Annotated in this window: 24 protein-coding genes and 2 riboswitches; of the genes, 11 read left to right on the plus strand and 13 right to left on the minus strand. The window is 73.1% G+C overall.

Annotated elements, in window-relative coordinates; all coding sequences use genetic code 11:
• Positions 1 to 724: ATP-dependent DNA helicase (locus tag FHG89_RS12205; protein ID WP_280116063.1), on the plus strand; the 724-nt coding region annotated here is incomplete at its 5' end.
• Between the two features lie 80 nt (positions 725 to 804).
• Here FHG89_RS12205 and FHG89_RS12210 read toward each other — a convergent pair.
• The gene (locus FHG89_RS12210) at positions 805 to 2,157 is read right to left on the minus strand and encodes an AI-2E family transporter (RefSeq protein ID WP_244295392.1); all 1,353 of its coding nucleotides are present in this window, start codon (positions 2,155 to 2,157) and stop codon (positions 805 to 807) included.
• Positions 2,158 to 2,262: 105 nt separating this feature from the next.
• On the opposite strand from FHG89_RS12210, the gene FHG89_RS12215 reads away from it, so the two are divergent.
• Both FHG89_RS12215 and FHG89_RS32910 read left to right on the plus strand, forming a co-directional pair.
• Complete coding sequence (locus tag FHG89_RS12215) at positions 2,263 to 2,601, plus strand: GroES family chaperonin (RefSeq protein WP_139584501.1); 339 nt, start codon at positions 2,263 to 2,265, stop codon at positions 2,599 to 2,601.
• An 82-nt stretch (positions 2,602 to 2,683) separates the two neighbouring features.
• Positions 2,684 to 2,851, plus strand: a complete 168-nt coding sequence (locus FHG89_RS32910) for a hypothetical protein (RefSeq protein WP_167517394.1) — start codon at positions 2,684 to 2,686, stop codon at positions 2,849 to 2,851.
• Positions 2,852 to 2,861: 10 nt separating this feature from the next.
• On the opposite strand, the gene FHG89_RS12220 is transcribed toward FHG89_RS32910, so the two are convergent.
• Complete coding sequence (locus FHG89_RS12220; protein ID WP_167517395.1) at positions 2,862 to 4,349, minus strand: PrsW family intramembrane metalloprotease; 1,488 nt, start codon at positions 4,347 to 4,349, stop codon at positions 2,862 to 2,864.
• Between the two features lie 23 nt (positions 4,350 to 4,372).
• A riboswitch (SAM riboswitch) is annotated at positions 4,373 to 4,493 on the plus strand.
• Positions 4,494 to 4,539: 46 nt separating this feature from the next.
• Between FHG89_RS12220 and FHG89_RS12225 the strand changes: the two genes are divergently transcribed.
• Positions 4,540 to 5,799, plus strand: a complete 1,260-nt coding sequence (locus FHG89_RS12225; RefSeq protein ID WP_139584502.1) for an aminotransferase class V-fold PLP-dependent enzyme — start codon at positions 4,540 to 4,542, stop codon at positions 5,797 to 5,799.
• A 14-nt stretch (positions 5,800 to 5,813) separates the two neighbouring features.
• Here the strand turns inward: FHG89_RS12225 and FHG89_RS12230 are convergent, their stop codons facing one another.
• The gene (locus tag FHG89_RS12230) at positions 5,814 to 7,049 is read right to left on the minus strand and encodes an FUSC family protein (protein WP_139584503.1); all 1,236 of its coding nucleotides are present in this window, start codon (positions 7,047 to 7,049) and stop codon (positions 5,814 to 5,816) included.
• Between the two features lie 107 nt (positions 7,050 to 7,156).
• Between FHG89_RS12230 and FHG89_RS12235 the strand changes: the two genes are divergently transcribed.
• Positions 7,157 to 7,801: an HD domain-containing protein gene (locus FHG89_RS12235; RefSeq protein ID WP_244295393.1), complete on the plus strand. Its 645-nt coding sequence runs from the start codon at positions 7,157 to 7,159 to the stop codon at positions 7,799 to 7,801.
• Here FHG89_RS12235 and FHG89_RS12240 read toward each other — a convergent pair.
• The gene (locus tag FHG89_RS12240; RefSeq protein ID WP_139584505.1) at positions 7,785 to 8,057 is read right to left on the minus strand and encodes a DUF4031 domain-containing protein; all 273 of its coding nucleotides are present in this window, start codon (positions 8,055 to 8,057) and stop codon (positions 7,785 to 7,787) included. The genes FHG89_RS12235 and FHG89_RS12240 overlap by 17 nt on opposite strands.
• Positions 8,058 to 8,124: 67 nt before the next feature.
• On the opposite strand from FHG89_RS12240, the gene FHG89_RS12245 reads away from it, so the two are divergent.
• Positions 8,125 to 9,525 carry an FAD-binding oxidoreductase gene (locus tag FHG89_RS12245; protein WP_139584506.1) on the plus strand — a complete coding sequence of 467 codons (1,401 nt, stop codon included), beginning with the start codon at positions 8,125 to 8,127 and terminating at the stop codon, positions 9,523 to 9,525.
• An 11-nt stretch (positions 9,526 to 9,536) separates the two neighbouring features.
• Here the strand turns inward: FHG89_RS12245 and FHG89_RS12250 are convergent, their stop codons facing one another.
• Both FHG89_RS12250 and FHG89_RS12255 read right to left on the minus strand, forming a co-directional pair.
• On the minus strand, positions 9,537 to 10,073 hold the full coding sequence (locus FHG89_RS12250; protein ID WP_139584507.1) for a hypothetical protein: 537 nt from the start codon (positions 10,071 to 10,073) through the stop codon (positions 9,537 to 9,539).
• 89 nt (positions 10,074 to 10,162) lie between these two features.
• Positions 10,163 to 11,980 (minus strand): glycerol-3-phosphate dehydrogenase/oxidase, encoded by a 1,818-nt coding sequence (locus tag FHG89_RS12255; RefSeq protein ID WP_139584521.1) that lies wholly within the window; start codon positions 11,978 to 11,980, stop codon positions 10,163 to 10,165.
• 80 nt (positions 11,981 to 12,060) lie between these two features.
• Between FHG89_RS12255 and FHG89_RS12260 the strand changes: the two genes are divergently transcribed.
• From FHG89_RS12260 to FHG89_RS12270, 3 genes are all read left to right on the plus strand, one after another.
• Positions 12,061 to 14,574: a S8 family serine peptidase gene (locus FHG89_RS12260; protein WP_139584508.1), complete on the plus strand. Its 2,514-nt coding sequence runs from the start codon at positions 12,061 to 12,063 to the stop codon at positions 14,572 to 14,574.
• A gap of 15 nt (positions 14,575 to 14,589) precedes the next feature.
• Positions 14,590 to 15,525 (plus strand): GNAT family N-acetyltransferase, encoded by a 936-nt coding sequence (locus FHG89_RS12265; RefSeq protein WP_139584509.1) that lies wholly within the window; start codon positions 14,590 to 14,592, stop codon positions 15,523 to 15,525.
• A 78-nt stretch (positions 15,526 to 15,603) separates the two neighbouring features.
• A complete protein-coding gene (locus FHG89_RS12270; protein ID WP_139584510.1) occupies positions 15,604 to 15,849 on the plus strand; it encodes a hypothetical protein in 246 nt (81 codons plus the stop codon).
• Between the two features lie 59 nt (positions 15,850 to 15,908).
• On the opposite strand, the gene groL is transcribed toward FHG89_RS12270, so the two are convergent.
• From groL to FHG89_RS12285, 3 genes are all read right to left on the minus strand, one after another.
• On the minus strand, positions 15,909 to 17,531 hold the full coding sequence (gene groL / locus FHG89_RS12275) for a chaperonin GroEL (protein ID WP_139584511.1): 1,623 nt from the start codon (positions 17,529 to 17,531) through the stop codon (positions 15,909 to 15,911).
• A gap of 272 nt (positions 17,532 to 17,803) precedes the next feature.
• Positions 17,804 to 18,901, minus strand: a complete 1,098-nt coding sequence (locus FHG89_RS12280; RefSeq protein WP_139584512.1) for a hypothetical protein — start codon at positions 18,899 to 18,901, stop codon at positions 17,804 to 17,806.
• A 92-nt stretch (positions 18,902 to 18,993) separates the two neighbouring features.
• Positions 18,994 to 19,194 (minus strand): cold-shock protein, encoded by a 201-nt coding sequence (locus FHG89_RS12285; protein WP_139584513.1) that lies wholly within the window; start codon positions 19,192 to 19,194, stop codon positions 18,994 to 18,996.
• Between the two features lie 269 nt (positions 19,195 to 19,463).
• Here FHG89_RS12285 and FHG89_RS12290 point away from each other — a divergent pair, with 269 nt between their 5' ends.
• Positions 19,464 to 19,994 (plus strand): GNAT family N-acetyltransferase, encoded by a 531-nt coding sequence (locus FHG89_RS12290; protein WP_139584514.1) that lies wholly within the window; start codon positions 19,464 to 19,466, stop codon positions 19,992 to 19,994.
• 76 nt (positions 19,995 to 20,070) lie between these two features.
• Here FHG89_RS12290 and paaN read toward each other — a convergent pair whose 3' ends face one another.
• The 4 genes from paaN to FHG89_RS12310 all read right to left on the minus strand — a co-directional run bounded on the left by paaN (position 20,071) and on the right by FHG89_RS12310 (position 25,584).
• On the minus strand, positions 20,071 to 21,744 hold the full coding sequence (paaN, locus tag FHG89_RS12295; protein ID WP_208760942.1) for a phenylacetic acid degradation protein PaaN: 1,674 nt from the start codon (positions 21,742 to 21,744) through the stop codon (positions 20,071 to 20,073).
• Between the two features lie 101 nt (positions 21,745 to 21,845).
• The gene (locus FHG89_RS12300; RefSeq protein ID WP_139584516.1) at positions 21,846 to 22,865 is read right to left on the minus strand and encodes a GNAT family N-acetyltransferase; all 1,020 of its coding nucleotides are present in this window, start codon (positions 22,863 to 22,865) and stop codon (positions 21,846 to 21,848) included.
• Positions 22,866 to 23,114: 249 nt separating this feature from the next.
• Complete coding sequence (gene thrC, locus FHG89_RS12305; RefSeq protein WP_139584517.1) at positions 23,115 to 24,401, minus strand: threonine synthase; 1,287 nt, start codon at positions 24,399 to 24,401, stop codon at positions 23,115 to 23,117.
• An 11-nt stretch (positions 24,402 to 24,412) separates the two neighbouring features.
• Positions 24,413 to 24,548: riboswitch (SAM riboswitch) on the minus strand.
• Between the two features lie 67 nt (positions 24,549 to 24,615).
• Complete coding sequence (locus FHG89_RS12310; protein WP_139584518.1) at positions 24,616 to 25,584, minus strand: DMT family transporter; 969 nt, start codon at positions 25,582 to 25,584, stop codon at positions 24,616 to 24,618.
• 91 nt (positions 25,585 to 25,675) lie between these two features.
• On the opposite strand from FHG89_RS12310, the gene FHG89_RS12315 reads away from it, so the two are divergent.
• On the plus strand, positions 25,676 to 25,977 hold a 302-nt coding region (locus FHG89_RS12315; protein WP_139584519.1), incomplete at its 3' end, for an ArsR/SmtB family transcription factor.

The raw sequence follows: 25,977 nt of genomic DNA on the forward strand, positions 1-25,977 counted from the left end.
GACGCCGGGCTGCCGGCTGGCCGACGCCGCCACCGTCCCGGCGACCGAAGGTCCGGGCTGGCGGTCGCTGGATGTGGGTTCGCCGTTCGACTACGCGCGGCAGGGCATCCTGTACGTCGCCGCGCACCTGCCCCGGCCCAGCGTCTCCGGCCTGCCCGAGGCGGCCGGGGAGGAGCTGCTCGGGCTGGTCGGGGCGCTCGGTGGTCGTACTCTCGGGTTGTTCTCCTCCCGGCGGGCCGCGCAGCAGGCGGCGGAGCTGCTGCGCGCGCGGACCGACCTGCCCGTGCTGTTGCAGGGCGAGGAGGCGCTGCCGCTGCTGGTGCGCCGGTTCCGGGAGGAGCGGTCCAGCTGCCTGTTCGGGGTGATGTCGCTCTGGCAGGGGGTGGACGTGCCCGGCGACGCCTGCCAGCTCGTGGTCATCGACCGGCTGCCCTTCCCGCGACCGGACGAGCCCCTCGCGGCGGCCCGCGCGGCAGCCGTGGACGCGGGCGGCGGCTCGGGTTTCGCGGCGGTCAGCGTGCCGATCGCCGCGGTGCGGCTGGCCCAGGGGGTGGGCCGGCTGATCCGGGCGACCGGCGACCGGGGGGTGGTCGCCGTGCTCGACTCACGGTTGGAGACCGCCCGCGGTTACGGGCCGTTCCTGCGTCGCTCGTTGCCACCGTTCTGGTACACGACCCGTCCCGAGGTGGCCCGCGGCGCCCTGGAGCGCCTGGCCAAGTCCTGACATCCCGCGCCGCGGCGCGGGGTCGCCGCGCCGCCGGGCCGGCCCGGCGCCAAGATCGCACGCGGCCAGCCCGCGGCCGGTCAGGGTGCCTGGGCGGCGACCACCACGGCGTCGGGCGGGGTGTCCGGGACGGTCCGCGCGGCCAGCCGCCGAACCGCCGTGTTCAGCACCGCGATCAGGGGGACGGAGACCAGCGCGCCGGTGATGCCGGCGAGCACCACGCCGGCGGCGATACCGATGATCACCGCGAGCGGGTGCAGGGCGACCGCCCGACCCATGATCAGCGGCTGGAGCACGTGCCCCTCGACCTGCTGAACACCGATCACCGCACCCAGGATGATCAGCGCGGTGACCGGGCCGCTGTCGACAAGCGCCACCAGCACCGCCACGCCGCCGGAGAGCGCCGCGCCGACGATCGGGATGAACGCGCCGAGGAAGACCAGCGCGGCCAGCGGGAAGGCGAACGGGATGTCGAAGGCGACCAGGAAGATGCCGATGCCGACCGCGTCGATGAAGGCGACAAGCACTGTCGCCCGGACGTACGCGCCGAGCGTCTGCCAGGAGGCACGGCCCGCGTCGTCGACCTTCCACCGGGCGGCCACCGGCAGCAGCCGGACCAGGAAACGCCAGATCCGGCTGCCGTCGCGCAGGAAGAAGAACGTCGCGAAGAGCACCAGGATGGTGCCGGTCAGCACCTCGGCCAGCGTCGCGGCGGTGCTCAGCGCGCCGCTTGTGAACTTCGAGGTGTTGTCGTTGATCCAGGCCTGCGCCTCGTCGATGTAGCGGTTGAGCTGGGTGTCGGAGAGATGCAGCGGGCCGGTCTTCAGCCAGTTCTGGATCTGCCGGACGCCCTCGGAGGACTTCTCGCTCAGCTCCGGCACGCCCCGGATGAACTCGTTGACCACAAGCGTCAGCGTGCCGATCACCGCCGCCAGGCCGCCCACAAGCACCACCGCGGTCGCCAGCGACCGAGGCAGCCGGGCCCGCAGCAGCCAGCCGACGGCCGGTGCGAGCAGCGCCGAGAGCAGCAGCGCGACGGCCAGCGGAATGATCACGATCTTGATGGTGCCGACGATCCGCAGCAGGGCCCAGGCGACCACCCCGATCACGATCAACCGCCAGCACCAGGCGGCGGCGATCCGCAGCCCGTGCGGCACGTCGGCGTCGTCCCGGCTGGAGGTGGAGGTGTGCAGGTCCACCTGAGGTTCCGCACCGACCACTGTGGCGCTCGGCGGCGCGCTCGGCCCCGGCACGGAGGGCGAGGCCACCCGGGCCGGCTCCGGAGCGTCGCCCGGAGCGTCCTGATCGGCGGGAACCGACTCCCGGCTCGACTGGTAGGCACGGCGGAGCCGCCCGCGTACCCGCTCGAAGCGGCTCAAGCGCACCTCCTGGCAGAAGAATGGGTCCGCCCACGGCGACAGGTCGGACAGCATACGTCCGTTCCCGACACCGTAGGGCAGTTCCGCCACACATTGCCCCCACGGCCTCGGGCGTAACCACCGGACGCCTGCCGTCGGCGGCACGGTAGCGTCTGCGTCGTGACCGCCGACCAGGATCTCGACACCGGCCTGCCGATCCGCCTCCTGCACGACCGCGTGCTGGTACGGATGGAGGGCGGCGAGGGCGAGCGCCGCTCCACCGCGGGCATCGTCATCCCGGCGACCGCCGCCGTGGGCAAACGGCTCGCGTGGGCCACCGCCGTCGGGGTGGGGCCGAACGTCCGCGCCATCGTCTCCGGCGACCGGGTGCTCTTCGACCCGGACGACCGTTCCGAGGTCGAGCTGCACGGCCGTGGCTACGTGCTGCTGCGCGAGCGGGACGTGCACGCCGTGGCCGCCGAGCGGATCGAGAACGACCCCACCGGCCTGTACCTCTAGCGCTCCTCCTCCCCGCCGCGCACCGTTTGCCACGCGGCACGACGGGAAGCCAGCCGGCGACCGTGGGCCCTGGGGAGGGACGATGCCGGTATTCGTGAAGAAGCTGCTGGCCTGGGGCAGCGTCGCGTTCCTGATCTACTTCATGGCGTTCCGGCCGGACGGGGCCGCGCAGATGTTCAAGGCGGTCGGAGCCGCGCTTGTCGCGATGGCTCAGGGCCTCGGTGACTTCCTCACCACCCTGATGACCTGAGCCGCCGCTGTCAGTGCTGACCTGGTGTCCACGGCGCGGCCGGCCGCAGACCGGGCCAGCCGGGAGGCGCGTACCCGACCGGGGGCGCGGGCGGCGCGGGAGCCAGCACCACCGGGATCGGCACCACCGGCTCGTCCGGCGCGTCCACCGGGCGCTGCGTGCCGTCCGGGAAGCGCAGGTGGTAGCGGCTGCCGTCCCAGACCCCCACCGGAGCCTGCGGGTCCCGACCCACGAAGAACGACCGGTACGCCCCGATCGCCTCCAGCAACTCCCGCTCCTCCCGGGCCGACCGTTCCTGGTCGGCGGGCTTACGGTCCAGACCGCGCAGCGTCCCGTCGCGCAGCAGCGCCAGCCGGGTCGCCGCGAACTGGTAGCCGCGCATCGCCCGCAGGCCGGCGTCCCCGGCGACCCGGCGGGCCCAACTGCGGGCCGCGTGCCGGCGCCCGAGACTGCTCAGCGCGGCCACCTCGGGCGGGGTCAGCCAGCCGGCGCGTACGTAGTCGGGCAGCGTCCGCTCGGTGAGCCGCCCCTCCCAGGCGCGCAGCCACACCGCCAGCCCCACCATGCCGAAGAAGACCGGCACCATGAGGCCCAGGAAGCCGTACAGCATGATGATCGCCTCGCCGGTGGCCTGCGTGAGCGTGGGCAGCAGGTTCCAGGTGCCGTGCAGCATCATCGCCAGCAGCAGACCGGCGACCGGCGCCAGCACGCGGACCCGCCGGTCCGCCGTCCGGGCCGCGACACCCAGCCCCACACCGGTCATCGAGGTGAAGAGCGGATGGGCGAACCCGAACAGCAGGATCCGCACGATGAAGATGGCGATCACCTGCTGGGTGCCGGTCGCGGGGCCGTAGCGGTCGGCGCCTGCCGCGTAGCCGTACCCGCCCAGGTAGAGGATGTTCTCCACCATGGCGAAGCCGACCGCGGAGAGCCCGCAGTAGACCAGCCCGTCGGTGATCCCGGACCACTCCCGGCGGCGGAACACCAGCAGCAGGATCGGGCCGAGCGCCTTGGTCAGCTCCTCGATGAACGGCGCCACCAGCACGCCGGTGAGCGCGGCCGGCAGCCCCCAGTCGGCGAACCGGCCGGCGGCGAACTCGTTGACGGTGCGCGAGGCGGCCGTGGAGACGAACGCCCCCCAGGCGAAACAGAAGATCAGGTACTTCAGGGGTTCCGGCTCGTACCGGTCCAGCCAGAGGAAGCAGGCGACCAGCACGGGCACCGGCAGGATGGCGGCGACCACCCCGACCAGCAGGGCCCGCGCGCCGAGCGACTGGCCGAGCGTGAAGACCATGAACACCGCGCACGCGGCGATGAACAGCACCACCCCGGCCAGCACCAAAAACCGCCGCCAGCCGAGCCGGCGCAGCGGCATCCGGGGCGCCTCGCCGGCGGGCGGAGCCGCGGGCGCGGGCGGCGTCGACGGCAGGGGCGAACCGGGCGGGGTGTCGGCCATGCGGTCAGCGTAGCCATCCGTCGCCGGCTGGTCCGGTCGCATCGGCAGCCGCTATGCTGCGGGCAGGTCACGAGCGCCAGCGTCAAGCCCCGGCTTGCTGGCCGGCAACCCTCGTCGAGTTCGCGGTGGGGTGCCCCGGGTGATGACCGGGCCCAACCCGATCGGTGTGCTGGGCAAGCGCGGACCCCGTCCCGATGCCGCACCCGGGGTCCCTGACCCCGGAGGTTCCGGCGTGTCCGTCACTCTCGTACCCTCGCTGCCCGCCCTGCCCACGGCGGCGTCCGCGCCGCTCGACGTGCTCGGCGTGCCCGGCGAGATCAACCTGGACTATGCGGCAAGCGCGCCGTGCGCGCGGGCCGCGGCCGACGCGGTCAATGAACTGCTGCCCTGGTACGCCAGTGTGCACCGGGGCGCGGGAGCGCTGTCGCGGCGCTGCACGCTGGCCTACGAGAAGGCCCGGCAGACGATCGGCGACTTCTTCGGAGCCCGCGCCGACGACCACGTGATCTTCACCCGGAACACCACCGACGCGCTCAACCTGCTGGGCCGGGCGTTGCCCGCCGGCACCACCGTGGTCACCTTCGCGGGCGAGCACCACGCGAACCTGCTGCCCTGGCCGCGCGGCTCGGTACGACTGCCGGTGCCCAGCGACCCCGCCGGGGCGGTACGCGCCCTCGCCGCCGCCCTGTCCGAGCTGCGCCGGGACAGCAACCCGGCGCTGCCGGTGCTGGTCGCGGTCACCGGTGCCAGCAACGTGACAGGGGAGCGGTGGCCGGTCGCGGAGTTGGCCCGGGTGGCCCACCGGCACGGGGCCCGGCTCGCCCTGGACGCCGCGCAACTCGCCCCGCACGAACCGGTCGACCTGCTGGCGCTCGACGTGGACTATCTGGCCGTGTCGGGCCACAAGTTGTACGCCCCGTTCGGCGCGGGTGTGCTGATCGGCCGGGCGGACTGGCTGGACGCCGCCCCGCCGTACCTGGCCGGTGGTGGTGCCACCAGGCGGGTCGGCCCGGCCACCCACGACGTGACCTGGGCGACCGGCCCGGCGCGGCATGAGGGCGGCACCCCGAACCTGCTCGGCGCGGTGGCGCTGGCGGCGGTGTGTACGGCGCTGGCCGGTGCGGACCGGTCCGCGCTGGCCGCCCGTGAGCAGGCACTGCTGGCTCGGCTGCGCAGCGGGGTAGCCGCCCTGCCGCACGTGGTGGAGCTGCGCACCTTCGGCCCGGACGCGCCCCGGGTCGGGATCGTCTCGTTCGTGGTCGCCGGCTGGGACTCCGCCGAGGTGGCCGCCCGGTTGGCCGCCCGGCACCGGATCGGCGTACGCGACGGGTTGTTCTGTGCCCACCCGCTGGCCCGGCGGCTGCTCGCCGAGGCGGCCGGGCGCAGCGGCCGACGGGACCTGCCGGCCACCGCGCTGCGCGCCAGCATCGGCCTGGGCAGCACCGTCGACGAGGTGGACCGGCTACTCGCGGCGCTCGCCGAGCTGGGGTGAGGCGAACGGCCCGCTCAGCCGACGGGCGGGGCGGTCGGCGGTTTCGGCGCCTCACCCGGCTCGGCCGGCTCACCGATGGGCCGCTCCTGCTCCCCGAAGGCGGTGCGGATCCACCGGTTCGCCTCCTCCTGCTCGATCCCGGAGGCGACCAGCAGGTCACTGGCCGTGGTGCGGATCTGGGCGATGACCACGCTGCCGGAGAACCCGACCCCCGCGCCGTACGCCCGGCCGGCCTCGCTCACCGCGCGCAGGGACCGTTCCCGGGCCTTCTCCGGTGTCTCGCCCGCGGCGAACTCGTGCTTGAGCAGCCGTACCGATTCAGCGAGGTGACCGATCGCGTCCGCCATCGGATCGGGTATCGGTTCGTCGTCCTCGATCAGGGTGACGGATCGGCGGATCAGCGTGCCGCTGTTGCGCATCGCCCGGTCGATCGGGTCGGCCGCCTCCGCGTAGTGGGTCAGCTCGTCGCGGCGGTGCCAGCGGGCCGGGGACAGGGTGGCGGTCTCCTTCGCCCCCTCGATCGCCTCGGCCAGGGTGGCCAGTTCCTCCTTGTTGTTGCGCAGCCGTTCCAGCGCCCGCTGGACGGTCGCACGGTCCCGGCTGCGCAGCCCGTCCGCGGTGGCGTCGAGCTGGGCGGCGAGCAGGTCCAGCGCCGGCCGGGCCGCCCGGTTGATCACCCGTAGCGGGTTCAGTGGCAGCAGCACCGCCGTCACCAGCAGCGCGATCCCACCACCGAGGAACGCGTCGACGAAGCGGGGGATCTCCAGGTTCTGGGTCGACGGGCTCAGCGTCACGATCAGCACCGCCGTGGCCGCCGCCTGGATGACGATGGCCACGCTGGCCCCGGCGAAGATGGTGAGCAGGATGGCCACGGTGACCACCAGGCCCAGCTGCCACGCCCCGGTGCCCAGCAGGTAGATGAGGAAGTCGCCCACGGCCACCCCGACGCCCACCCCGACGATCAACTCCACGGTCCGGCGGAACCGCTGCCCCACCGATGCGGCAAGGGTGCCGACCGCGGAGATCGGCGCGAAGACCGGCTGCGGGTTGCCGAGCAGCCGGTGCGAGACGAAGTACGCCAGCCCGGCCGCCAGCCCGGCCTGCACGGCGAGCCCGCCGGCCATCCGCACCCGGTGCAGCCGGTCGTGCAGGGTGGCCCGGCTGCGATGGCGCAGCTGCTCCGTGGCCTCGGCGATCCGCGCGCCGTCGATGTCCACCAGCCCTTCGCGCAGCGCGGTACGTCGCACCATCGGAGGTCGCTTGTCCCGGGCCACGGCCATGGGCGCGACTACCCGTGGCGGGCCCGCTGAATCCTTCCCGTCCCGCGCGTCGCGGGCGGATGCGACAGAATCGTGCGGTGGCTGATCTGCTGGACCGGTGGCGGGCGGCGGCCCAGGCTGCCGGCGCGCGGCCCGAGCCGGCGGTGCGGCGGGCCGGGGAGCACCTGCTCGCCCACTGGCGGGAGCCGCAGCGGCACTACCACACGGTCACCCACCTGGCCGCCGTCCTCGACGTGGTGGACCGGCACGCCGACCTGGCCGGCCGGGTCGACCTGGTGCGGCTCGCCGCCTGGTACCACGACGCGGTCTACGACCCCCGGGCCGTCGGCCACGCCAACGAACGGGACAGCGCCGCGCTGGCCACCAGCATGCTCACCGGGCTCGGGGTGCCGGTGTCCGCGGTGGCCGAGGTACACCGCCTGGTGCTGCTCACCTCCGGGCACGCGGTGACACCGCAGGACCGCGACGGCGCGCTGCTCTGCGACGCGGATCTCGCCGTGCTGGCCACGCCACCTGAGACGTACGACCGCTACGCGGCGGCCGTCCGACGGGAGTACGCGCACGTGCCGGAGCCGGCCTTCCGGGCCGGGCGGGCGGCGGTGCTGACCGGTCTGCTGGCACTGCCCGCGCTGTTCCGGCTGCCGCCGCTGGCCGCCCGGTGGGAGCGCCCGGCCCGGGACAACCTGCGCCGCGAGCTGGCCGCGCTCACCGACTCGGGCTGACCAGGTGCTTCGGGCGGCGCAGACCGGCGTCGCGGAGCAACCGGACCAGCTCCCGGCTCGGCACCACCCGGGCACCGAGCCACACGGCCGCCGCGAACCGGTCGGCGGGAATGTCGTAGTGGTCCCGGTCGAAGCCGCGCCGGGGCGCACCCAGGGCCTCGGCGAAGGCGTGCAGCTCGGCGTACGAGACGTCGCTGATCAGGTGCGACCAGAGCCGACCGCGCCACGGCCAGGCAGGCCGGTCCAGGTAGAGCATGGCACCCAAGCTATCCCGCGCAGTGGATCATGTTGATGATCGGCGGCCGGCGACCTAGCCTCGGCTCATGGCCCCCACCGGACTCCTCGACGACCTGCGCGCCGCGCTCGGCGAGAACGCCGTACTCACCGACCCGGACCTGCTGCGGATGCACCAGCGGGACGAGGCGGACCTCTGCGCCGCCGGCACCCCGCTTGTGGTGACCCGCCCCCGCAGCACCGAGCAGGTGGTCGCGGTCGTCCGGGCCGCGGCTCGACACGGCGTACCGGTGGTGCCGCAGGGCGCGCGGACCGGGCTGGCCGGCGCCGCGAACGCGGTGGACGGCGCGGTGGTGCTCAGCACCGTCGCGATGGACGAGATCCGCGAGATCGACCCGGTGAGCCGGATCGCTGTGGTCCAGCCCGGGGTGGTCAACGCGACCCTGGCGGGGGCGGTGGCCAAGCAGGGGCTGTGGTATCCGCCGGATCCCGGCTCGTGGGAGTCGTCCACGATCGGCGGCAACGTATCCACGAACGCCGGCGGCATGTGCTGCGTCAAGTACGGCGTGACCACCGAGTACGTGCTGGGCCTGGAGGTCGTGCTCGCCTCCGGTGAGGTGCTGCGCACCGGCCGGCGTACCGCCAAGGGCGTGGCCGGCTACGACCTGACCCGGCTCTTCGTCGGCTCGGAGGGCACCCTCGGGGTGATCACCGAGGTGACCGTGGCGCTGCGGCCCGCCCCGGCCGAGTCGCTGACCATGGTGGCGGTCTTTCCGTCCACGGCGGCCGCCGGCGCGGCGGTGGCCGAGATCGCCGCCCGGGGGCTGACGCCCAGCCTGCTGGAACTGCTGGACCAGACCCACCTGCGGGCGATCGAGGCGTACCAGCCGATGGGGTTGCGGACGGACGCGCAGGCCCTGCTGCTGGCCGCCGCGGACACCGGCACTCGGGCGGCGGACGACCTCGCCGGCCTGGCCGAGGTGTGCGAGGCGGCCGGCGCCGACGAGGTGTACGCGGCCACCGACGCGGTGGAGGCGGCGGCGTTGTTGCAGGCCCGGCGGCTGGCCCACCCGGCGATGGAGAAGTTCGCCGCCGACGCCTACCCGGGGGGCAACGGCGGTCTGGTGATCGACGACGTGGCGGTGCCGCGTGGTTCGCTCGCCGCCCTGCTCGACGGGGTGTCCCGGATCGCGGCGGAGTGCGAGGTGCCGATCGGCGTGGTGGGGCATGCCGGGGACGGCAACATGCACCCGAACATCGTGGTGGACCGGGCCGACCCGGCGAGCGTGGAGCGGGGTCGGCGGGCGTTCGACGAGATCATGCGGCTCGGCCTGGACCTGGGCGGCACCTGCACCGGCGAGCACGGGGTGGGGCTGCTCAAGCGGGACTGGCTGGCCCGGGAGATCGGGCCGGTGGGTGTCCGGGTGCACCAGGCGATCAAGTCGGCGCTCGACCCGACCGGCCTGCTCAACCCGGGCAAGGTGCTCTGACCCGGCGCGGCTCAGCCGAGGAGCTCGGCCGGGGTCGACTGGGTGAGCAGCAGCAGGATCTCCCCGGCGACGACAGGTCGTTCCTCGCCCGGGCAGTCCTGTGAGGTGATCAGCCCTGCCGAGGTGAGCAGGCTGGAGGTCAGCGCGTCGATGCAGGTCGCCCGGTACCGCCGGATCTGGTCGGTCTCCTCGGCCAGTTTCGGGTCGGCGAGCAGCACCTGGAGCCGTTCGGTCTGCTCGGGCGCGAGCGTGCCACGGGAGTTGACCCCGTCGCCGGCGCAGTCCAGGCACTGCCACGCGCCGTTGCGCTCGACGCTCAGGGTGCGCAGCGGGCCGTCGGTGCCGATCCGCTGGAGCAGGCTGACCTGACCCGCCGCGACGGTGGTGGGGACCTCGGGCAGCGGTCCGCCGGCTGCCGCGCCCACCGGGGGCGCCGCCTGGGGTGTCGTACCGGTGTCCCGATCGAACAGCGAGCAGCCGGTCAGGGCCACGGCGAGTGCCACAGCGAGAAGGGAGCCGAGCAGACGAGGGCGCGCGCGGTACAGCACGCGCGGAAACCTACCCCACCGTAGGTAGTGTCCGAAACCACCATCCGGGCCGGTATCGATGGTTACCCATCGGTAACGTCACTTTTCGGTCATCGGGTCGACGATGGCAGCGTTGTCTGGTTGTCGTCGCCACCACGGTCGGCCGCGTAACCCCTGACATCCGGGGCACCGAGGCGGGCCGCGTCCGCCGCCACGTCGTCCGGCATCAGCTGGGACTGACGCTCGGCCTCCACCCGGGCCCGGTAGTGCTCCACCTCGCGGACCCGGGTGTCCGCGTCCCAACCGAGCACCGCACCCATCAACTCGGCGGCGTGCTCCGCCGACTCCAGCCCTCGGTGGGTGGTCTCGAAGGAGATCCGGGTACGCCGGGTCAGCACGTCCTCCAGATGCAACGCGCCCTCGGCCCGCGCCGCGTACGCGACCTCCGCCGCCAGGTACTCCGGGGCACCGGCCAGCGGGGAGGCGAGCAGCGGATCGGCGTCGACAAGCGCCAGCAGGTCCAGCGTGAGGGTGCCGTACCGCTCCAGCAGGTGCTCCAACACGCCCACCGGTACGCCGTGCCGACGGGCCAGGTCGGCCCGGTCCCGCCACATGGCCGGGTACCCGTCCGCGCCCAGCAACGGCAGGTCGGCGGTACGCGACGGACGGGCGCCACCCAGCCGCCGGGCGGCCCGGTCGACCACGTCCGAGGCCATCACCCGGTACGTCGTGTACTTGCCACCGGCGACCAGCAGCAACCCCAGCATCGGCTCGAAGACGGCGTGCTCGCGCGACAGCTTCGAGGTGGAGTCGGCCTCGCCGGCCAGCAGCGGCCGCAGCCCGGCGTAGACGCCCTCGATGTCAGCGGTGGTCAACGGCCGGTCCAGCACGGTGTTGACCTGCTGCAACAGGTAGTCGATGTCGCGGGCCGAGGCGGACGGGTGGGACCTGTCCAGCCGCCAGTCCGTGTCCGTCGTACCGATGATCCAGTGCCCGCCCCAGGGGATGACGAACAGCACCGAACTGGCCGTACGCAGGATCAGCCCGGTCTCACCCGTGATCGCCGAGCGGGGCACCACCAGGTGCACCCCCTTGGACGCGCGCACCCGGACGCCGGGACGCAGGCCCACGTCGTTGAGCATCCGGGACATGTCGTCGCTCCACACACCGGTGGCGGCGATGACGGTACGGGCGTGCACCTCGAACTCGGCGTCCGGTGAGCCGGCCGGCGCCTCCAGATCGCGGACCCGGACGCCTGTCACCTCACGGGCCTGCCGGATCAGCCCGACGGCCCGCGCGCTGCTCACCACTGTGGCGCCGAGGCTGGCCGCCGTGCGGGCCAGGGTGACCACCAGCCGGGCGTCGTCGACCTGACCGTCGTAGTAGCGGATCGCGCCGGCCAGCGCGTCGGCCCGCAGGCTCGGGAAGATCCGCCGAGCGCCCTCGCGGGTCAGGTGCCGGTGCAGTGGCATTCCCCGGCCCCCGCCGAAGACCCCGGCGAAGGCGTCGTAGGCGGCCACGCCGGCGCCGTAGTACGAGCGGCGGAAGAGCCGGGCGGGCAGGTCCCGCACGCCGCGACCGGCGGGCAGCGGCACCAGGAACGGCACCGGGCGGACCAGGTGCGGCGCGAGCCGGGTGGCCAGCAGGCCGCGTTCGGTGAGCGCCTCGTGGACCAGGTGGAACTCCAACTGCTCCAGGTAGCGCAGGCCACCGTGGATGAGCTTGCTGGAGCGGCTGGACGTGCCGGCCGCGAGGTCACGCGCCTCGACCAGCGCCACCTTCAGCCCTCGGGACGCCGCGTCCAGTGCGGCACCGGCACCGGTCACCCCGCCCCCGATGACCAGCACGTCGAAGCGCTCGGCGCGCAGTCGGCGCAGGTCGGCGGCACGGCGCACCGGCGAGAGCTGCCCGGCGACGGATCGGGAGATGTTGGGATCTCGCACCCGTCCACCGTATCCGCCGTGGGCAGCGTGCCGACAAGCGCCGCCCGCCCCGTACTGTGCGGGTCATGCAGGTCGGCTCTCCGTCACCCGCTGGTCCACCGCTGCCGTACCGGCCGCCGCCGCGCTCGGCGAATCCGTGGCCGGTGGTCGCGGCCGTGCTGGTCGGCGCCTGGACCGTCGCGGTCACCGTGGCCACCCAGACCGGTGGCTGGGTCACCGACCAGGTGCTGCTGGGCTTCGGACGGGACCGGGCCGGCTGGCTCTGGCCGGTGCTGGGCCTCGCCACAGTCGTCCTGGTGGGCACGCCCGCGCTGCTGCTGGCCGTGCTGCCCCGGTCGGCCCCGGTGCGGGCCACCGGACGGGTGTGGCTCGCCGCCGTTCTCGCGCTCGGGGTGCTCACACTGCTGCGGATCGTGCCGCTGGTGCACCACGAGGCGTACCTGGCCGCGCTGGCCGCCGTGGCGGCGCTCGCCACGCTCGCCGCGACCTGGTGGTCTCGCCGCCACACCGTCGTCTCCGGCGACGCAGCCGCGCCCGCCGACGCAACCGCGAGTCCGGCGGACGCCGTCGACGGCCCGGAGCCGGCCGGACGACGGTCCCGCCGACCCGGTACGGTGCCGCTGCTCGCCGTCGCCGCCGGCCTGGCGCTGCTGCTGCCCTGGGCCTGGCTGGGCGCGCTCGGCGGCCTGCTGGAGACCGTGCTGGCGCTGCTGGCCGCCGCCGCGATCGGCGGGCTGGCCGCGACGCTGCTCGACGCGACCTTCTGGTCCCGCTTCGCGGTCGGCCGGCCACCCCGGCCGGCCCGCCTGGTGCTGGTCGGCGGCCTGGTCGCCGGGGCGGCGCTGCTGCTGCTCGCGGCGGGTACCGGCCAGTCCGGCGCCCAGCTACCCGCGCTGCTGACCCTGCCGCCGGCGGGTTTCACGCTGGCCGCACTCTGGGCCGCGACCTGGCGATCCACCGCCGATCCGGCGGGCGCGGCGCGGGCCGGACGGACCGCGACCGGCTGGCTGGTGGGGCTGGGCGTACTCGGACCGCTGGCGTTCACCGACCCGGAGGAGATCAGCCTGCTGCTGGTAGGCACCCGCGACGTGCCGTTCTGGGTGGCGGCCGCCTCAGGGGCCGGGCTCGCCGTCGCGGTCGCCGTCGCCATCGGGTACGCGGTGTGGCTGGCGCGGCGGTCGGCGCGTACCCCGAGCCGTCGGATGGCCGCGATCACCGCGCTGGTGCTGCTTGTGACGTTCGGCGTGGTGGACGCCGGCCCGGGGCAGCCCGGTCTGTACGGCGAGCGACTGCTGGTGGTGCTGCGCGAGCAGGCCGACCTGACCGGTCTGCCGGCCGGCGTACCGGGCCGGGCGGGCCGGGACGCCCGGGCGACGGAGGTCTACCGGCGGCTGGTGGACACGGCCGAACGCAGCCAGAGCGACCTGCGCCGCGACCTGGGCCGGCTGGGGCTCGATCCGGTGTCGTACTACCTGGTCAACGCGGTCGAGGTGGACGGCGGTCCGGTGGCGCGGGCGTGGCTCGCGCGCCGGCCGGAGGTGGATCGGGTGCTGGTCAGCCAGCGCCTGCGGCCCCTTCCCGCGCCGGCCGGGCAGACCCGGGGCACCGCGCCCGCGCCCACCGGTCCGGAGTGGAACATCCGGCAGCTCGGCGCCGACCGGGTGTGGTCGCAGCTCGGGGTGACCGGCACGGGCATCGTCGTGGGCAGCTCGGACTCCGGGGTGGACGGCGCCCACCCGGCGCTGCGGGCCGGGTTCCGCGGCGGCGACGACTCCTGGTACGACCCGTGGAACGGCACCCGGTCCCCCACCGACAAGGGCGGTCACGGCACCCACACGGTGGGCAGCGCGGTCGGGCGGGACGGCATCGGTGTGGCGCCGGACGCGCAGTGGGTGGGCTGCGTCAACCTGGACCGCAACCTGGGCAGCCCCGGGCACTACCTGGACTGCCTCCAGTTCATGCTGGCGCCCTTCCCGGCCGGCGGTGATCCCTTCACCGACGGCCGACCGGACCGCGCCCCGCAGGTGCTGACGAACTCGTGGGGCTGCCCGCCCATCGAGGGCTGCGACCAGAGGGTCCTGCGACCGGCCACCGCCGCGCTGGACGCCGCCGGGATCTTCGTGGTCGCCGCCGCCGGCAACACCGGCCCGTGGTGCGGGTCGATCGAGGACCCGCCCGCGCAGTACCCGGACGTGCTGACCGTCGGCGCGGTGGACGCGCAGCGACGGGTGGCGGAGTTCTCGTCGCGTGGACCGGTGGCCGGTGGCGTGGGCAAGCCGGACGTGCTGGCGCCGGGCGTGGGTGTGGTGTCGGCGATGCCGGGCGGCGGGTACGGCGTCCTGGACGGCACATCGATGGCGTCGCCGCAGGTGGCCGGCGTGGTGGCGCTGATGTGGTCGGCGAATCCGGCGCTGGTCGGCGACCTGGCGCGCACGCGGCGGATCCTGCGGGACACCGCGACGCCGGCCGTGCCGACCTACCGTTCGCGTAACCAGGCGGACGCCTGCGGCGGCCCGGCGAACGTCACGGGCGCCGGGCAGGTCGACGCTCTCGCCGCCGTCCGCGCCGCCCAGGGGTGATCTAGGGTCGCGACCATGGACGCCGAGATCACCGTCACCGAGCTGACCCCCGACCTGATCCCCGCCGTGGTGCGGCTCTGCGGGCGGGCGCTGGACCTGCCCGAGGACGCCACCGAGGCGGCCTCCATCGTCGACGCGCTCTGGCCCCGGGCCGCCGCCGACCGGCCGGTGGTCGGGCTGGGCGCCCACCGGGGGGCCGATCTGGTGGGGGTGCTGCTCTGCTCGGTGTCGCCGACGGACCCGGGGGTCGGGCACGTGGACCTGGTCGCGGTCCTGCCGGACCAGCGGCGCCGGGGAGTCGCGCGGGCGCTGCTGGCGCGGGCCGAAGCGGTGCTCGCCGAGCGCGGGGTGGCCGAGGTGCTGCTCGCCGGGAACCCGCCGTACTACGCGTGGCCGGGCATCGACGTGCGGTACACCGCAGCGGTCTGCGTCGCCCTGGCGCTGGGCTACCGGCAGGACCGGACGGCCTGGAACATGACCGCCGACCTGTCGTACGACGGCTCGCCGGCGCTGCGGTCGACCGAGGCGGCCGAGCGGCGGCTGGCCGAGCGCGGCATCACGGTACGGCGGGCGGAGCCGGCGGACCTGCCGGCGTTGACCGCGTTCGCCCGGGCCACCTTCGGCGGGGCGTGGGACGGCGAGGTGGCCGGTTCGGTGGGCCGCGCCAGCGCCGGTTGTCACCTTGCGGAGAAGGACGGCGCGCTGCTCGGCTTCGCCGCGTACGGGTCGTCGCGGCCGAGCTGGTTCGGGCCGATGGGCACCGCTCCGGCGGCCGAGGGTTCCGGGATCGGCGGGGTGCTGCTGCGTCGCTGCCTGCGCGACCAGCGGGCGGAGGGGCTGGACCGTGCGCAGATCGGCTGGGTGGGGCCGGTGCCGTTCTACTCGGGCAGCGCGGGCGCGCGGATCGAGCGGGTCTTCTTCCTGTACCGGCGGACCCTGCCAGCAGCATAAGCGGGCAAAAGGGACATAGATTCATTCGCCCGCACCGCCCATCGACCGCCCCCTACCGTTTCGGTAGAGGAGGCAGCCATGACCACGGATGACGACCAGACCGAGGACGGCCCGCCGATCACCTGGAAACCGGTAGGCGACCTGCCCGGCCAACTGCCGTTCGACAGGCTCGACTACGGCGACGCCGAACAACTGGCGGAGATGACCACCGACGGCGAGCCGGCGATCGAGGAGCCGCAGGAGATGGTGGACGCCCCGATCCAACTGCTTCCGCCGTACGACCGGGCGCAGAAGAGGCGCAACCAGCGCCCGCTGCCCACCTAGACGACGAACGGGGCGGACCGCGTCAGCGGCCCGCCCCGTTCGGTGTGTCGGAACTGGACTCAGAAGTCCATGTCCCCGCCACCCGGGCCAGCCGGGGCAGCCGGGGTCTTCTCCGGCTTGTCCGCGACAACGGCCTCGGTGGTGAGGAAGAGCGCCGCGATCGAGGCGGCGTTCTGCAGCGCCGAGCGAGTCACCTTGGCCGGGTCGATGATGCCCGCGGCCAGCAGGTCGACGTACTCGCCGTTGGCGGCGTTGAGGCCGTGACCCGCTTCGAGGTTACGGACCTTCTCCACCACGACGCCGCCCTCGAGGCCGGCGTTGACGGCGATCTGCCGCAGCGGGGCGTCCAGCGCGACCTTGACGATGTTGGCACCGGTCGCCTCGTCGCCGACCAGGTCCAGCTTGTCGAACGCGGTCTTGCCGGCCTGCACCAGCGCGACGCCACCACCCGGGACGATGCCCTCCTCGACGGCGGCCTTCGCGTTGCGAACGGCGTCCTCGATGCGGTGCTTGCGCTCCTTGAGCTCGACCTCGGTGGCCGCGCCGACCTTGATCACCGCAACGCCACCGGCCAGCTTGGCCAGCCGCTCCTGCAGCTTCTCACGGTCGTAGTCGGAGTCACTCTTGTCGATCTCGGCCCGGATCTGGTTGACCCGACCCTGGATCTGGTCGGCGTCGCCGGCACCGTCGACGATTGTGGTCTCGTCCTTGGTCACCACGACCTTGCGGGCGCGGCCCAGCATGTCGAGGCCGACGGCGTCCAGCTTGAGGCCGACCTCCTCGCTGATGACCTGGCCACCGGTGAGGATGGCGATGTCGGCGAGCATGGCCTTGCGGCGGTCACCGAAGCCCGGCGCCTTGACGGCGACGGACTTGAAGGTGCCCCGGACCTTGTTGACGACCAGGGTGGCCAGGGCCTCGCCCTCGATGTCCTCGGCGATGATCAGCAGCGGCTTGCCCGACTGCATGACCTTCTCCAGGATCGGGAGCAGGTCCTTGACCGACGAGATCTTGCTGTTGACGATCAGGAGGTAGGGGTCGTCGAAGACGGCCTCCATGCGCTCCGGGTCGGTCATGAAGTAGGCCGAGATGTAGCCCTTGTCGAAGCGCATACCCTCGGTGAGCTCAAGCTCCAGGCCGAAGGTGTTGCTCTCCTCGACGGTGATGACGCCTTCCTTGCCGACCTTGTCCATCGCCTCGGCGATGATCTCGCCGACGGTGCTGTCGCCAGCGGAGATGGAGGCGGTGGAGGCGATCTGCTCCTTGGTCTCGACGTCCTTGGCGAGCTTGGACAGCTCCTCCGAGACGCTCGCGACCGCGGCCTCGATGCCCCGCTTCAGGGCCATCGGGTTGGCGCCAGCGGCCACGTTGCGCAGGCCCTCGCGAACCAGGGCCTGGGCCAGGACGGTCGCCGTCGTCGTGCCGTCACCGGCGACGTCGTCGGTCTTCTTGGCGACCTCCTTGACCAGCTCGGCGCCGATCTTCTCGTACGGGTCCTCGAGCTCGATCTCCTTGGCGATGCTCACACCATCGTTGGTGATGGTGGGGGCACCCCACTTCTTCTCGAGCACGACGTTGCGGCCCTTGGGGCCGAGGGTCACCTTTACGGCGTCGGCGAGCTGGTTCATGCCCCGCTCGAGGCCGCGGCGCGCCTCTTCGTCGAACGCGATCATCTTGGCCATACGGCGTTGTCCTCCTGGACACTCACGGGCCACCCGAGATGTGTGCCCCGGATGGGCCGCCTGGTGTACGCACCTTGGGACGTCGCCACCTGGCGACGACGACGTCCTTCGGCCGGGCCGGATAGCCCGCGACGACCGGCCATGTGCCGCCCCGGCGTCTCCACACCGGTGCAACCTGGCCCCACCGTCCCGACCATTGGCACTCACGGTATGCGAGTGCCAATGACTTGTTTAGCACTCTCCCCTGCCGAGTGCAAGCACGATGGTGCGGCTCAGCCGAGTTCCGCGGCCAGTCCGGCGCTGTTCACCGGCGCCTCATGCGCCCGCTGCTCGGCGTACGTGACCAGCAGACCGATCAACTGGGCGAGGTGCGCCGGCAGGGCCAGCACGGCCGAGACGGCGATCACCACGACGATGCCGACCGCGGTGCCGGGCGACGAGAGCGGATCCGTACCCAGCGGGACGGAGATGATCGACTCCAGCACCGACGGGACCACCGTGGCCACGACCACCACCGCGACGACAAGCGCCACCCGGCCGAGCAGCAGACCGAGCCGGTCGTGGAACATCCGGAACGACCGCCCGATCGGGTTCTGCCGTTCGAAGAGGTAGACCGGGCCGGCCATGCTCAACGCGAACGCCAGGTAGATGCCCGGCAGCACGCAGAAGCAGAGCCCCACCGTGATCAGCAGGCTGATCAACAGGGTCCAGCCCCACAGTCCGAGCGCCCGCCGTGCGCCGTACCGCAGCGCCGGCCCCAGCGCGGTGGCCTCCCCCGCCGCCTGGCGGGTGATCACCCAACTGCCGGCGGCCCACCCGATGGCCTGCACCAGCCCGATCAGCAGGCTGCCGCCGATCAGTACGGTCAGAAGAGTCACCAGGTCCGTGACGAACGTCTCCGGCAGGCTGGACGGTGATTCAGCCTGTGCCTCCCAGCGGGCGGACGGGTCCACACCGAGGGAGATCACCGAGAGCACGGCGGCCGGCACCACCTGGGTGAGCAGCATGATGGGCACCAGCAGTCGCCAACCCCGGCGCAGCGCCGCCCCACACCGGGCGGACCAGCCGCCGAGACCGGCACCGGGCGGGGTGACCAGGGCGTCGTTCGGGTCGAACCCGTGACCCGGCGGATACCACCCCACCGGCGCCCCCGGATACCAGGACTGCCCGGGGTAGGGGCCGGCGCCCGGCGGGTAGCCGCCGGTGGGCGGAAACACCCACCGCGGGGGCTCTCCGGGCGTACCCCAACCGCCCTGCGCGGGGTCCCAGCCCGGCGGCGGGCCGGCCTGGCCGCCGGTTGCGCCCGGGTCGGACGGGCCCGGCTCCCCCGGCCCGGGAGGCGGGGTGGGCGGGGGCGGCTGGTCGGTCATGAACCCTCCTCAGCATTGGCTGGAACGGTTCACGATCTTCCCGGGTACACGCACGTGGCGCAGCCCCCGACGCGCGGGAAGAGGACGCTCAATCAGATGACGCGTACGTGCTCGGCCTGTGGGCCCTTCTGACCCTGGGCGATCTCGAACTCCACCCGCTGGCCGTCGTCCAACGCCTTGTAGCCGTCCATCTCGATCGCGGAGAAGTGGACGAACACGTCCTGACCGCCGTCGACGGCGATGAAGCCGTAGCCCTTCTCGGCGTTGAACCACTTCACGGTGCCCTGTGCCACGGTGCACTTCCTCACTCTGCGCGGCGTTCCCTGCCCCGGCGCGCGGCATGGCCGGGCGCCCGCGGACCACCGCTCAGCGATCGATGACGGCCGCTGAAACGGGTGACCGAAATCGCACGCTACACGAGGAGTGACGGCCGCGCACGACCACAAATCGGGCATGGTCCAGGGCGTGCCGGCGGCGACGACGAGCTCGGGTTTCCGAGCGGAAGGTCCAGGTCCGTGGTTGTCGCCGAAAACCGCTTCCGGCCCTGTGATAGGCATGCGGCATGACCACCGACATGGGCTCGCCCGCCCTGCGGCAGGCGCAGATCCGCCGGGTCCGGCCACAGGACGCCGCCCGGATGCGGGCGCTGCGCCTGGAGATGCTCGCCGACGCGCCGCTGGCCTTCCTGGAGACGATCGCCGACGCGGCCGCCCGCTCCCACGCCGAGTACGCGGCGCGGGTGGCGTACACCTCGCGCGGCGCGGAGACGGCGCAGTTCGTGGCGGATCCGGGTGGCCGGTTCGTCGGGCACGCCGGTGGCACGGTGGCGCCCCGCGAGGCCGGGCTGACCGTCATCTACGCGGTCTACGTCACGCCGACGTGGCGGGGCAGCGGCCTGCTCGGTGAGCTGATCGACGAGGTGGCCGCCTGGTCGAGGGCGTGCGGTCGGCCGGAGCTGCTGCTGGAGGTGGTGGTCGGCAACGACCGCGCCTACCGCGCCTACCAGCGGCTGGGCTTCGAGGACACCGGCGTACGGGTCCCCCACCCCACGATCCCAGCCCTGACCGAACTACAGATGCGCCGCCCCGCCTGAGAACCCGCCGGGTGATCAAGAGGTTTGCGTCAGGCAGAGCGCTGTTCCTGACGCAAAACTCTTGATCAGCGCGGGGTCAGGCGTGCCGCCGGGACTGGACGATCCGGAAGCGGTTGGCCACGTACGCGCCGTCGGTCAGCGCCGAGTTCGCCGCCGCGTTGGCGCCGCTGCCGTGGAAGTCGGAGAACGCCGCCGACTGGTTCACGAACACCCCGCCGGTCAGGTTGCAGGACAGGTGCACCCCGACCTCGACGGCGATCGCCTCGGTCGCGTCCAGCACCGACTCGTCGGTGGAGTAGACCCCGGCGGTGAGTGCCCCCTTCTCGCCGACGGTCCGGCGCAGCAGCTCGAGGCTGTGGGCGGTGGAGTCGGTGGCGATGGCGAAGGAGATCGGCCCGAACCATTCCCGGCCGTACGTCTCCGCGTCGTCGGCGGTCAACTTCACGATCGTCGGGGTGCGCACCACCGCGTCGGCGTACGCCGGGTGGGCCACGCCGCGCGACTCCAGCACCGGCTCGCCCACCTTGGTCACGTCGGACAGCCGCTGCAGCACCCCGTCGTTGACGATGGCGCCGGTCAGCTCGACACCCCGGGCGGGGTCGGCGGTCAGCTTGCCGACGGCGGCGGCGATCCCACCGGCGACCTCGTCGAAGCTCTTGTGCCCCTGGTCGGTCTCGATGCCGCCGGCGGGGATGAGGATGTTCTGCGAGGTGGTGCACATCTGACCGCTGTAGAGGGTCAGGGTGAAACCGAGGTTGCGGCACATGCCGGCGAAGTCGTCCGTGGAGTCGATGACGACCGTGTTCAGGCCGGCCTTCTCGGTGTAGACCGACGCCTGCCGGGCGTGCGTCTCCAGCCAGTCGCCGTACTCGGTGGAACCCGTGAAGTCGACGATCTTGACGGAGCGGTGCAGGGCGAGGTCGCTGGCGAGCTTCTCACCGGGCGCCTCGGCGGCCAGCAGGATCAGGTTCGGGTCGAAGCCGGCCTCGGCGAGCACCTCCCGGGCGTACTTCACGGTGATGGCCAGCGGCAGCACCGCGCGCGGGTGCGGCTTGACGATCACCGGGTTGCCGGTGACCAGCGAGGCGAACAGCCCGGGGTACGAGTTCCAGGTCGGGAAGGTGTTGCAGCCGATCACCAGCGCCACCCCGCGCGGCACCACGTGGAACGTCTTGGTCATCCGCAGCGGGTCGCCCTTGCCGGCGGCCTTCTCCCAGCCGGCCGTGCCCGGGTGCCGGGTCATCTCGGCGTACGCGTACGCCAGCGCCTCCAACGCCCGGTCCAGGGCGTGCGCGCCGCCGGCCTGGAAGGCCATCACGAACGCCTGCCCGCTGGTGAACTGCACCGCGTTGGCCAGCTCGAAGATGTGCTTGTGCAGCCGGTCGAGGATCTCCAGGCAGACACCCACCCGGGCCTGCGGGCCGGCGTCACGCCAGGCGGGCAGCGCGGCGGAGGCGGCACGGGTCAGCTCGTCGGCGCTGGCGTGCGGGTAGCGCACCGCCAGCTCCACCCCGAACGGGCTGGCCTCGGTGGCGACCCGCTCGCCCCCGGCCGGCTGGTCGAGGGGAAAGTCACCACCGAGGTACGCCTCGAAGGCGGCCTTGCCGTCGGCGGCGGCGGTCTCGCCGTACACCCGAGGGCTTGGGGATTCGGGATAGGCGGACCAGTAGCCCCGCTCCGTGATCGCGGTCAGCGCACGGTTGAGGGTGTCGGCGTGCCTGTCGTACAGGGGATGCGGGGTCTCCGTCATGCCCGCCATCATGCATCAGCCAGGTCCGCGAGCAGTAGGGGCGGATGCCCGACAGAGGTTCATGCCTGAGTCCGGTCCGCGAGCAGTAGCGCCGATACCCGTCAGAGCGTGAGCTGCCAGTTGTTCCAGGCGTCCACCGGGCGAAAGCCGAGCTGCTCGTTGATCGCCACCATGTAGCTGTTGCTCGCCGCGTTCCAGGTGTCGATCACTCGTACCGCCGGCTCGTGGGTGAGCAGGTGGTGCAGGTTCTCGGCCTTGGCGATGAGGCCGAGCCGGTGCCCACGGTGGGCCGGGTCGACGATGGTGATCTGCTGGAACGCGTGCCAGTCGGCGGAGGCGCCCACGTCCAGCAGGGTCCAGGCGACGATCCGGCCGGTCTCCTCGTGACGCATTCCGAGGTGGTAGCGCCGCCGGCCCTTGGCGTCCAGCGCGCGTTCGGTGCCACGGATGCGCTCGGCGTCCACCTGCTCCGGCTCCCACTGCACATCACCCATGGGCGCGTCCATCAGCAGACGGCCGTCCAGGTAGGCGATGTCCGCGACGTACTCCGGCGGGGTCGCCCCCTGCCAGCAGACCGACCGGTAGCCCTCGGCTCGCGGCCGGGCCTCGGCGAGCGCCGCCCGCAACGCGACCCGGTCGATCTGCCCGATGTCGAGCCGGCGACGCACCTCGACCAGCGCGGGCTGGGCACCCGTGGCGGCGGCGAACGCCCCACCGGCCACCGACCGGGCCGGCCCGCCGGGCAGCTCGGCGACGGCCATCGCGACGACCCGCTTGCGCCCGTGCTCGCGCAGCAGGCGAACCCCGTACTCGTGCAGTGCCCGGCCGACGCCGCGGCGGCGCAGCTCGGGATGCACCGTCAGCTCGGCGGTGGCGTTGTCGGTGTTGTCGAGCTGCGGCAGGTCCAGTTGGAGGTAGCCGGCCGGCACGCCGTCGAGGCGAGCCAGCGCCCAGAGCGATTCGGTGCCGGGCATCGGCGTGTGGAACTGCGCGTCGAAGCGACGCCGGCAGAACGGCGGGAAGTCCGGCAGGTCGACGTGGTTGGCCGCCGTGCCGATCCGGTACGCCTCGTCGACCGCGGCCCGGTCGGTGCCGTCGAACGACGCGATCGTGATGCTCATGGGGCGAGACTGGCACCGGAAAAGCGATCGGGCCAGCGATTTACTCGCTGGCCCGATCGGACGTGGTCGGGAGGGACACTCGCACAACGCCTCCGGCGTTGGGTCGCAAGAACTTCAAAAGTCTCCGGCGAAATGCCCTCCCGCACGGAGCATCTTGCGCCGTCCGGTTCCTGCCGTCAAGTCCAGAGCGGCGGGTTTTCCATACTCACAGCGAAAAGCCAGTTACCCGGCGGATCGACCGGTCGGGGGTCAGCCGAGGAGGCCGGCGTCCCGGGCGGCGCGCAGGGACGGCTTGATGTGGTGGGTCGGCCCGACCTGGCCGGCCACCGCGTCGATGGTCTTCAGGCCCTCGCCGGTGTTGAACACCACGGTCTCGGCCGTCGGGTCGAGCCGACCGGACTCGACCAGCTTGCGCAGCACGGCCACGGTCACCCCACCTGCGGTTTCGGCGAAGACACCTGTGGTGCGGGCCAGGTCGCGGATGCCGGCGCGGATCTCGTCGTCATCGACGTACTCCATCCAGCCACCGCTGCGGCGCACCGCCTCCAGGGCGTAGAGGCCGGCTGCCGGGTCGCCGATGTTCAGCGACTTGGCGATGCCGGTGGGCTTGACCGGGGTGATCGTGTCGGTGCCGGCGTGCAGGGCGGTGGCGATGGGGTTGCAGCCGGCCGACTGGGCGCCGAAGACCTTCCAGCCGCCGGCCGGCGCCTCGACCAGGCCGATCTCGACCAACTCGGAGAAGGCCTTGTCGATCTTGGTGAGCAGTTCGCCACTGGCCATCGGGATGACCACCTGCGCCGGGATCCGCCAGCCGAGCTGCTCGGCCACCTCGTAGCCGAGGGTCTTGGAGCCCTCCGCGTAGTACGGCCGGACGTTGACGTTGACGAACGCCGTGTCCTCGAACTCGTCGGTCTCCACCAGTTCACCGCAGAGCCGGTTCACGTCGTCGTACGAGCCGTCGATGGCGACCAGCTCGCCGCCGTAGACGGCGGTGGTGATGACCTTGCCCTGCTCCAGGTCACTGGGGATGAAGACCACCGACGGCACCCCGGCGCGGGCGCCGTGCGCGGCCACCGAGTTGGCCAGGTTGCCGGTCGACGCGCAGGCGAACCGGGTGAAGCCGAGCGCCTTCGCGGCGGTGAGCGCCACCGAGACGACCCGGTCCTTGAACGAGTGGGTCGGGTTGGCGCTGTCGTCCTTGACCCAGAGCGGCGCGGTGATGCCCAGCTCGGCGGCGAGGTGCGGGGCCGCCACCAGCGGGGTCAGGCCGGGGTTGAGGGTGACCCGGGTGGCCGGGTCCTGGCCGGCGGGCAGCAGCGCGGCGTACCGCCAGATGTTGTCCGGGCCGGCTTCGATCTGCTCCCGCGTGACAGTGGCCAGGGCGGCGGTGTCGTAGTCGACCTCCAGCGGGCCGAAACACTCGTAGCAGGCGTGCTGCGCGGCGAGCGGGTAGCGGGCCGAACAGGCGCGGCAGACCAGGGCGCGGGCGGGGCTGGCGGAGGTGTCGATTCCGGGAGCGGCGAGCGTCGACGTCATGTCGAGGAGTCCTCTCATCTTTCCCCGCATCGCACGGTGCGGCGGGGACGGAATTGGCACCTGCCCCGCGGGTCGCTCAGCGGTGAGCGCGCGGGGTGGTTGCCGGGGCGTCGTCGGGCCGTATCCCTCAGCCCCTCTGGATGAGGTATGCAGTTGTGCCGTCGAGTCTAGGCAACGTTGCCCGTGGCCTCCACCGGGCATCCCAGGGAGTGGGTCAGCGGGCGGCCACCGCGACCGGGTCGACCACCGCTGTCGGGTCCGTGACGGCGGTCGGTTGCGGCAGGGACGACGTCCGGGTCCGTGCCCTGGTGGCGAGGTTCGCGGCGACCAGGGCGGCGATGGTGATCGCGGCGCCGACCAGCTCGACCGGGTCGGGCCGGTAGCCACGGGCGATCTGCACCGCGAACGTGGTGACCGGGACCAGGTTCATGAACAGCGCGGCGTTGGCGGAGCCGAGCCGCTGCACACCGGTGTTCCAGGCCAGGACGGCGATCACGGCGCCCACGACCACGGCGTACGTCAACTGCGGGGCGACCGCCACGAGGTCGGCGGCGGCCGGCGCGTGCTGCCAGCCGACGGCGTCGGCGCCGATGCTCGCGGCGAGCATGGCGGCGGTGCCGGACAGCGCGGTCAACGTCGTGAAGCGCAGCGGCGACCAGTCACCGAACCGGCTGGCGCCGTGGGTGTAGATGCCCCAGCCGAGCACCGCGCCGATCATCATCAGGCCGCCGAGGCCGAACTGGCCGAGCCCGGCCAGGCTGCCGCGGGTGATCACCAGGCCGACACCGAGGAGCGCCACCAGGGAGAGGGCCAGCAGGAGGGGCTTCGGGCGTACGCCGTCGCGGACCCAACGGACCAGCTGGGTGATCACCGGGGTGGTGGCCACGAAGAGGGAGATCTGCTGCGGGGCGGCGTGTTCGAGGGCCAGGTTGGTGAGCAGGTTGAACCCGGCGAACCCGACGACGCCGAGCACCACCACCTCGACCGCTCGGCCGCCGTGCCGCAGCGCGCCGGCACCCTCGCGGAGCAGCAGGATGCCGACCAGGACGGCGGCGGCCAGCAGGTAGCGGGCGGTGGTGAGGTTGAGCGGGTCGACCCGGGTCAGCGCGCTGGCCAGGACGGGGAACATCACTCCCCAGCCGACCACGGCGAGCAGCGGGTAGGCGGCGGCGCGGGATCGCATCGTCAGCTCCAATGTTCGAGTTTCGTCGAACCAACGGAACCGACAGTAGGAGCTTGTTCGACAATTGTCGAACAAGGGTTACACTGGTCACATGGAGCCGCACGAACCCGACCTGACCGCCGTACCGGTCACCGCCGTGCTGGCCGCACTCGCGGACGACGTGCGGTTGCAGATGGTGCGGGCACTCGCCGAGGACGGCGAGGCCGCCTGCGGCACCCTCGATTTCGGCGTCTCCAAGGCGACCCGCAGCCACCACCTGAGGGTGCTGCGCGAGGCGGGCCTGACCCGCACCCGGGCCGCCGGCACCAGCCGCTACGTGCGGCTGCGCCGCGACGAGCTGGACAAGCTCTACCCCGGCCTGCTGGACGCGGTCCTCACCCCACGCCCGTCGGC

Source organism: Micromonospora orduensis, from assembly GCF_006228125.1.
Classification (GTDB): Bacteria; Actinomycetota; Actinomycetes; order Mycobacteriales; family Micromonosporaceae; genus Micromonospora; species Micromonospora orduensis.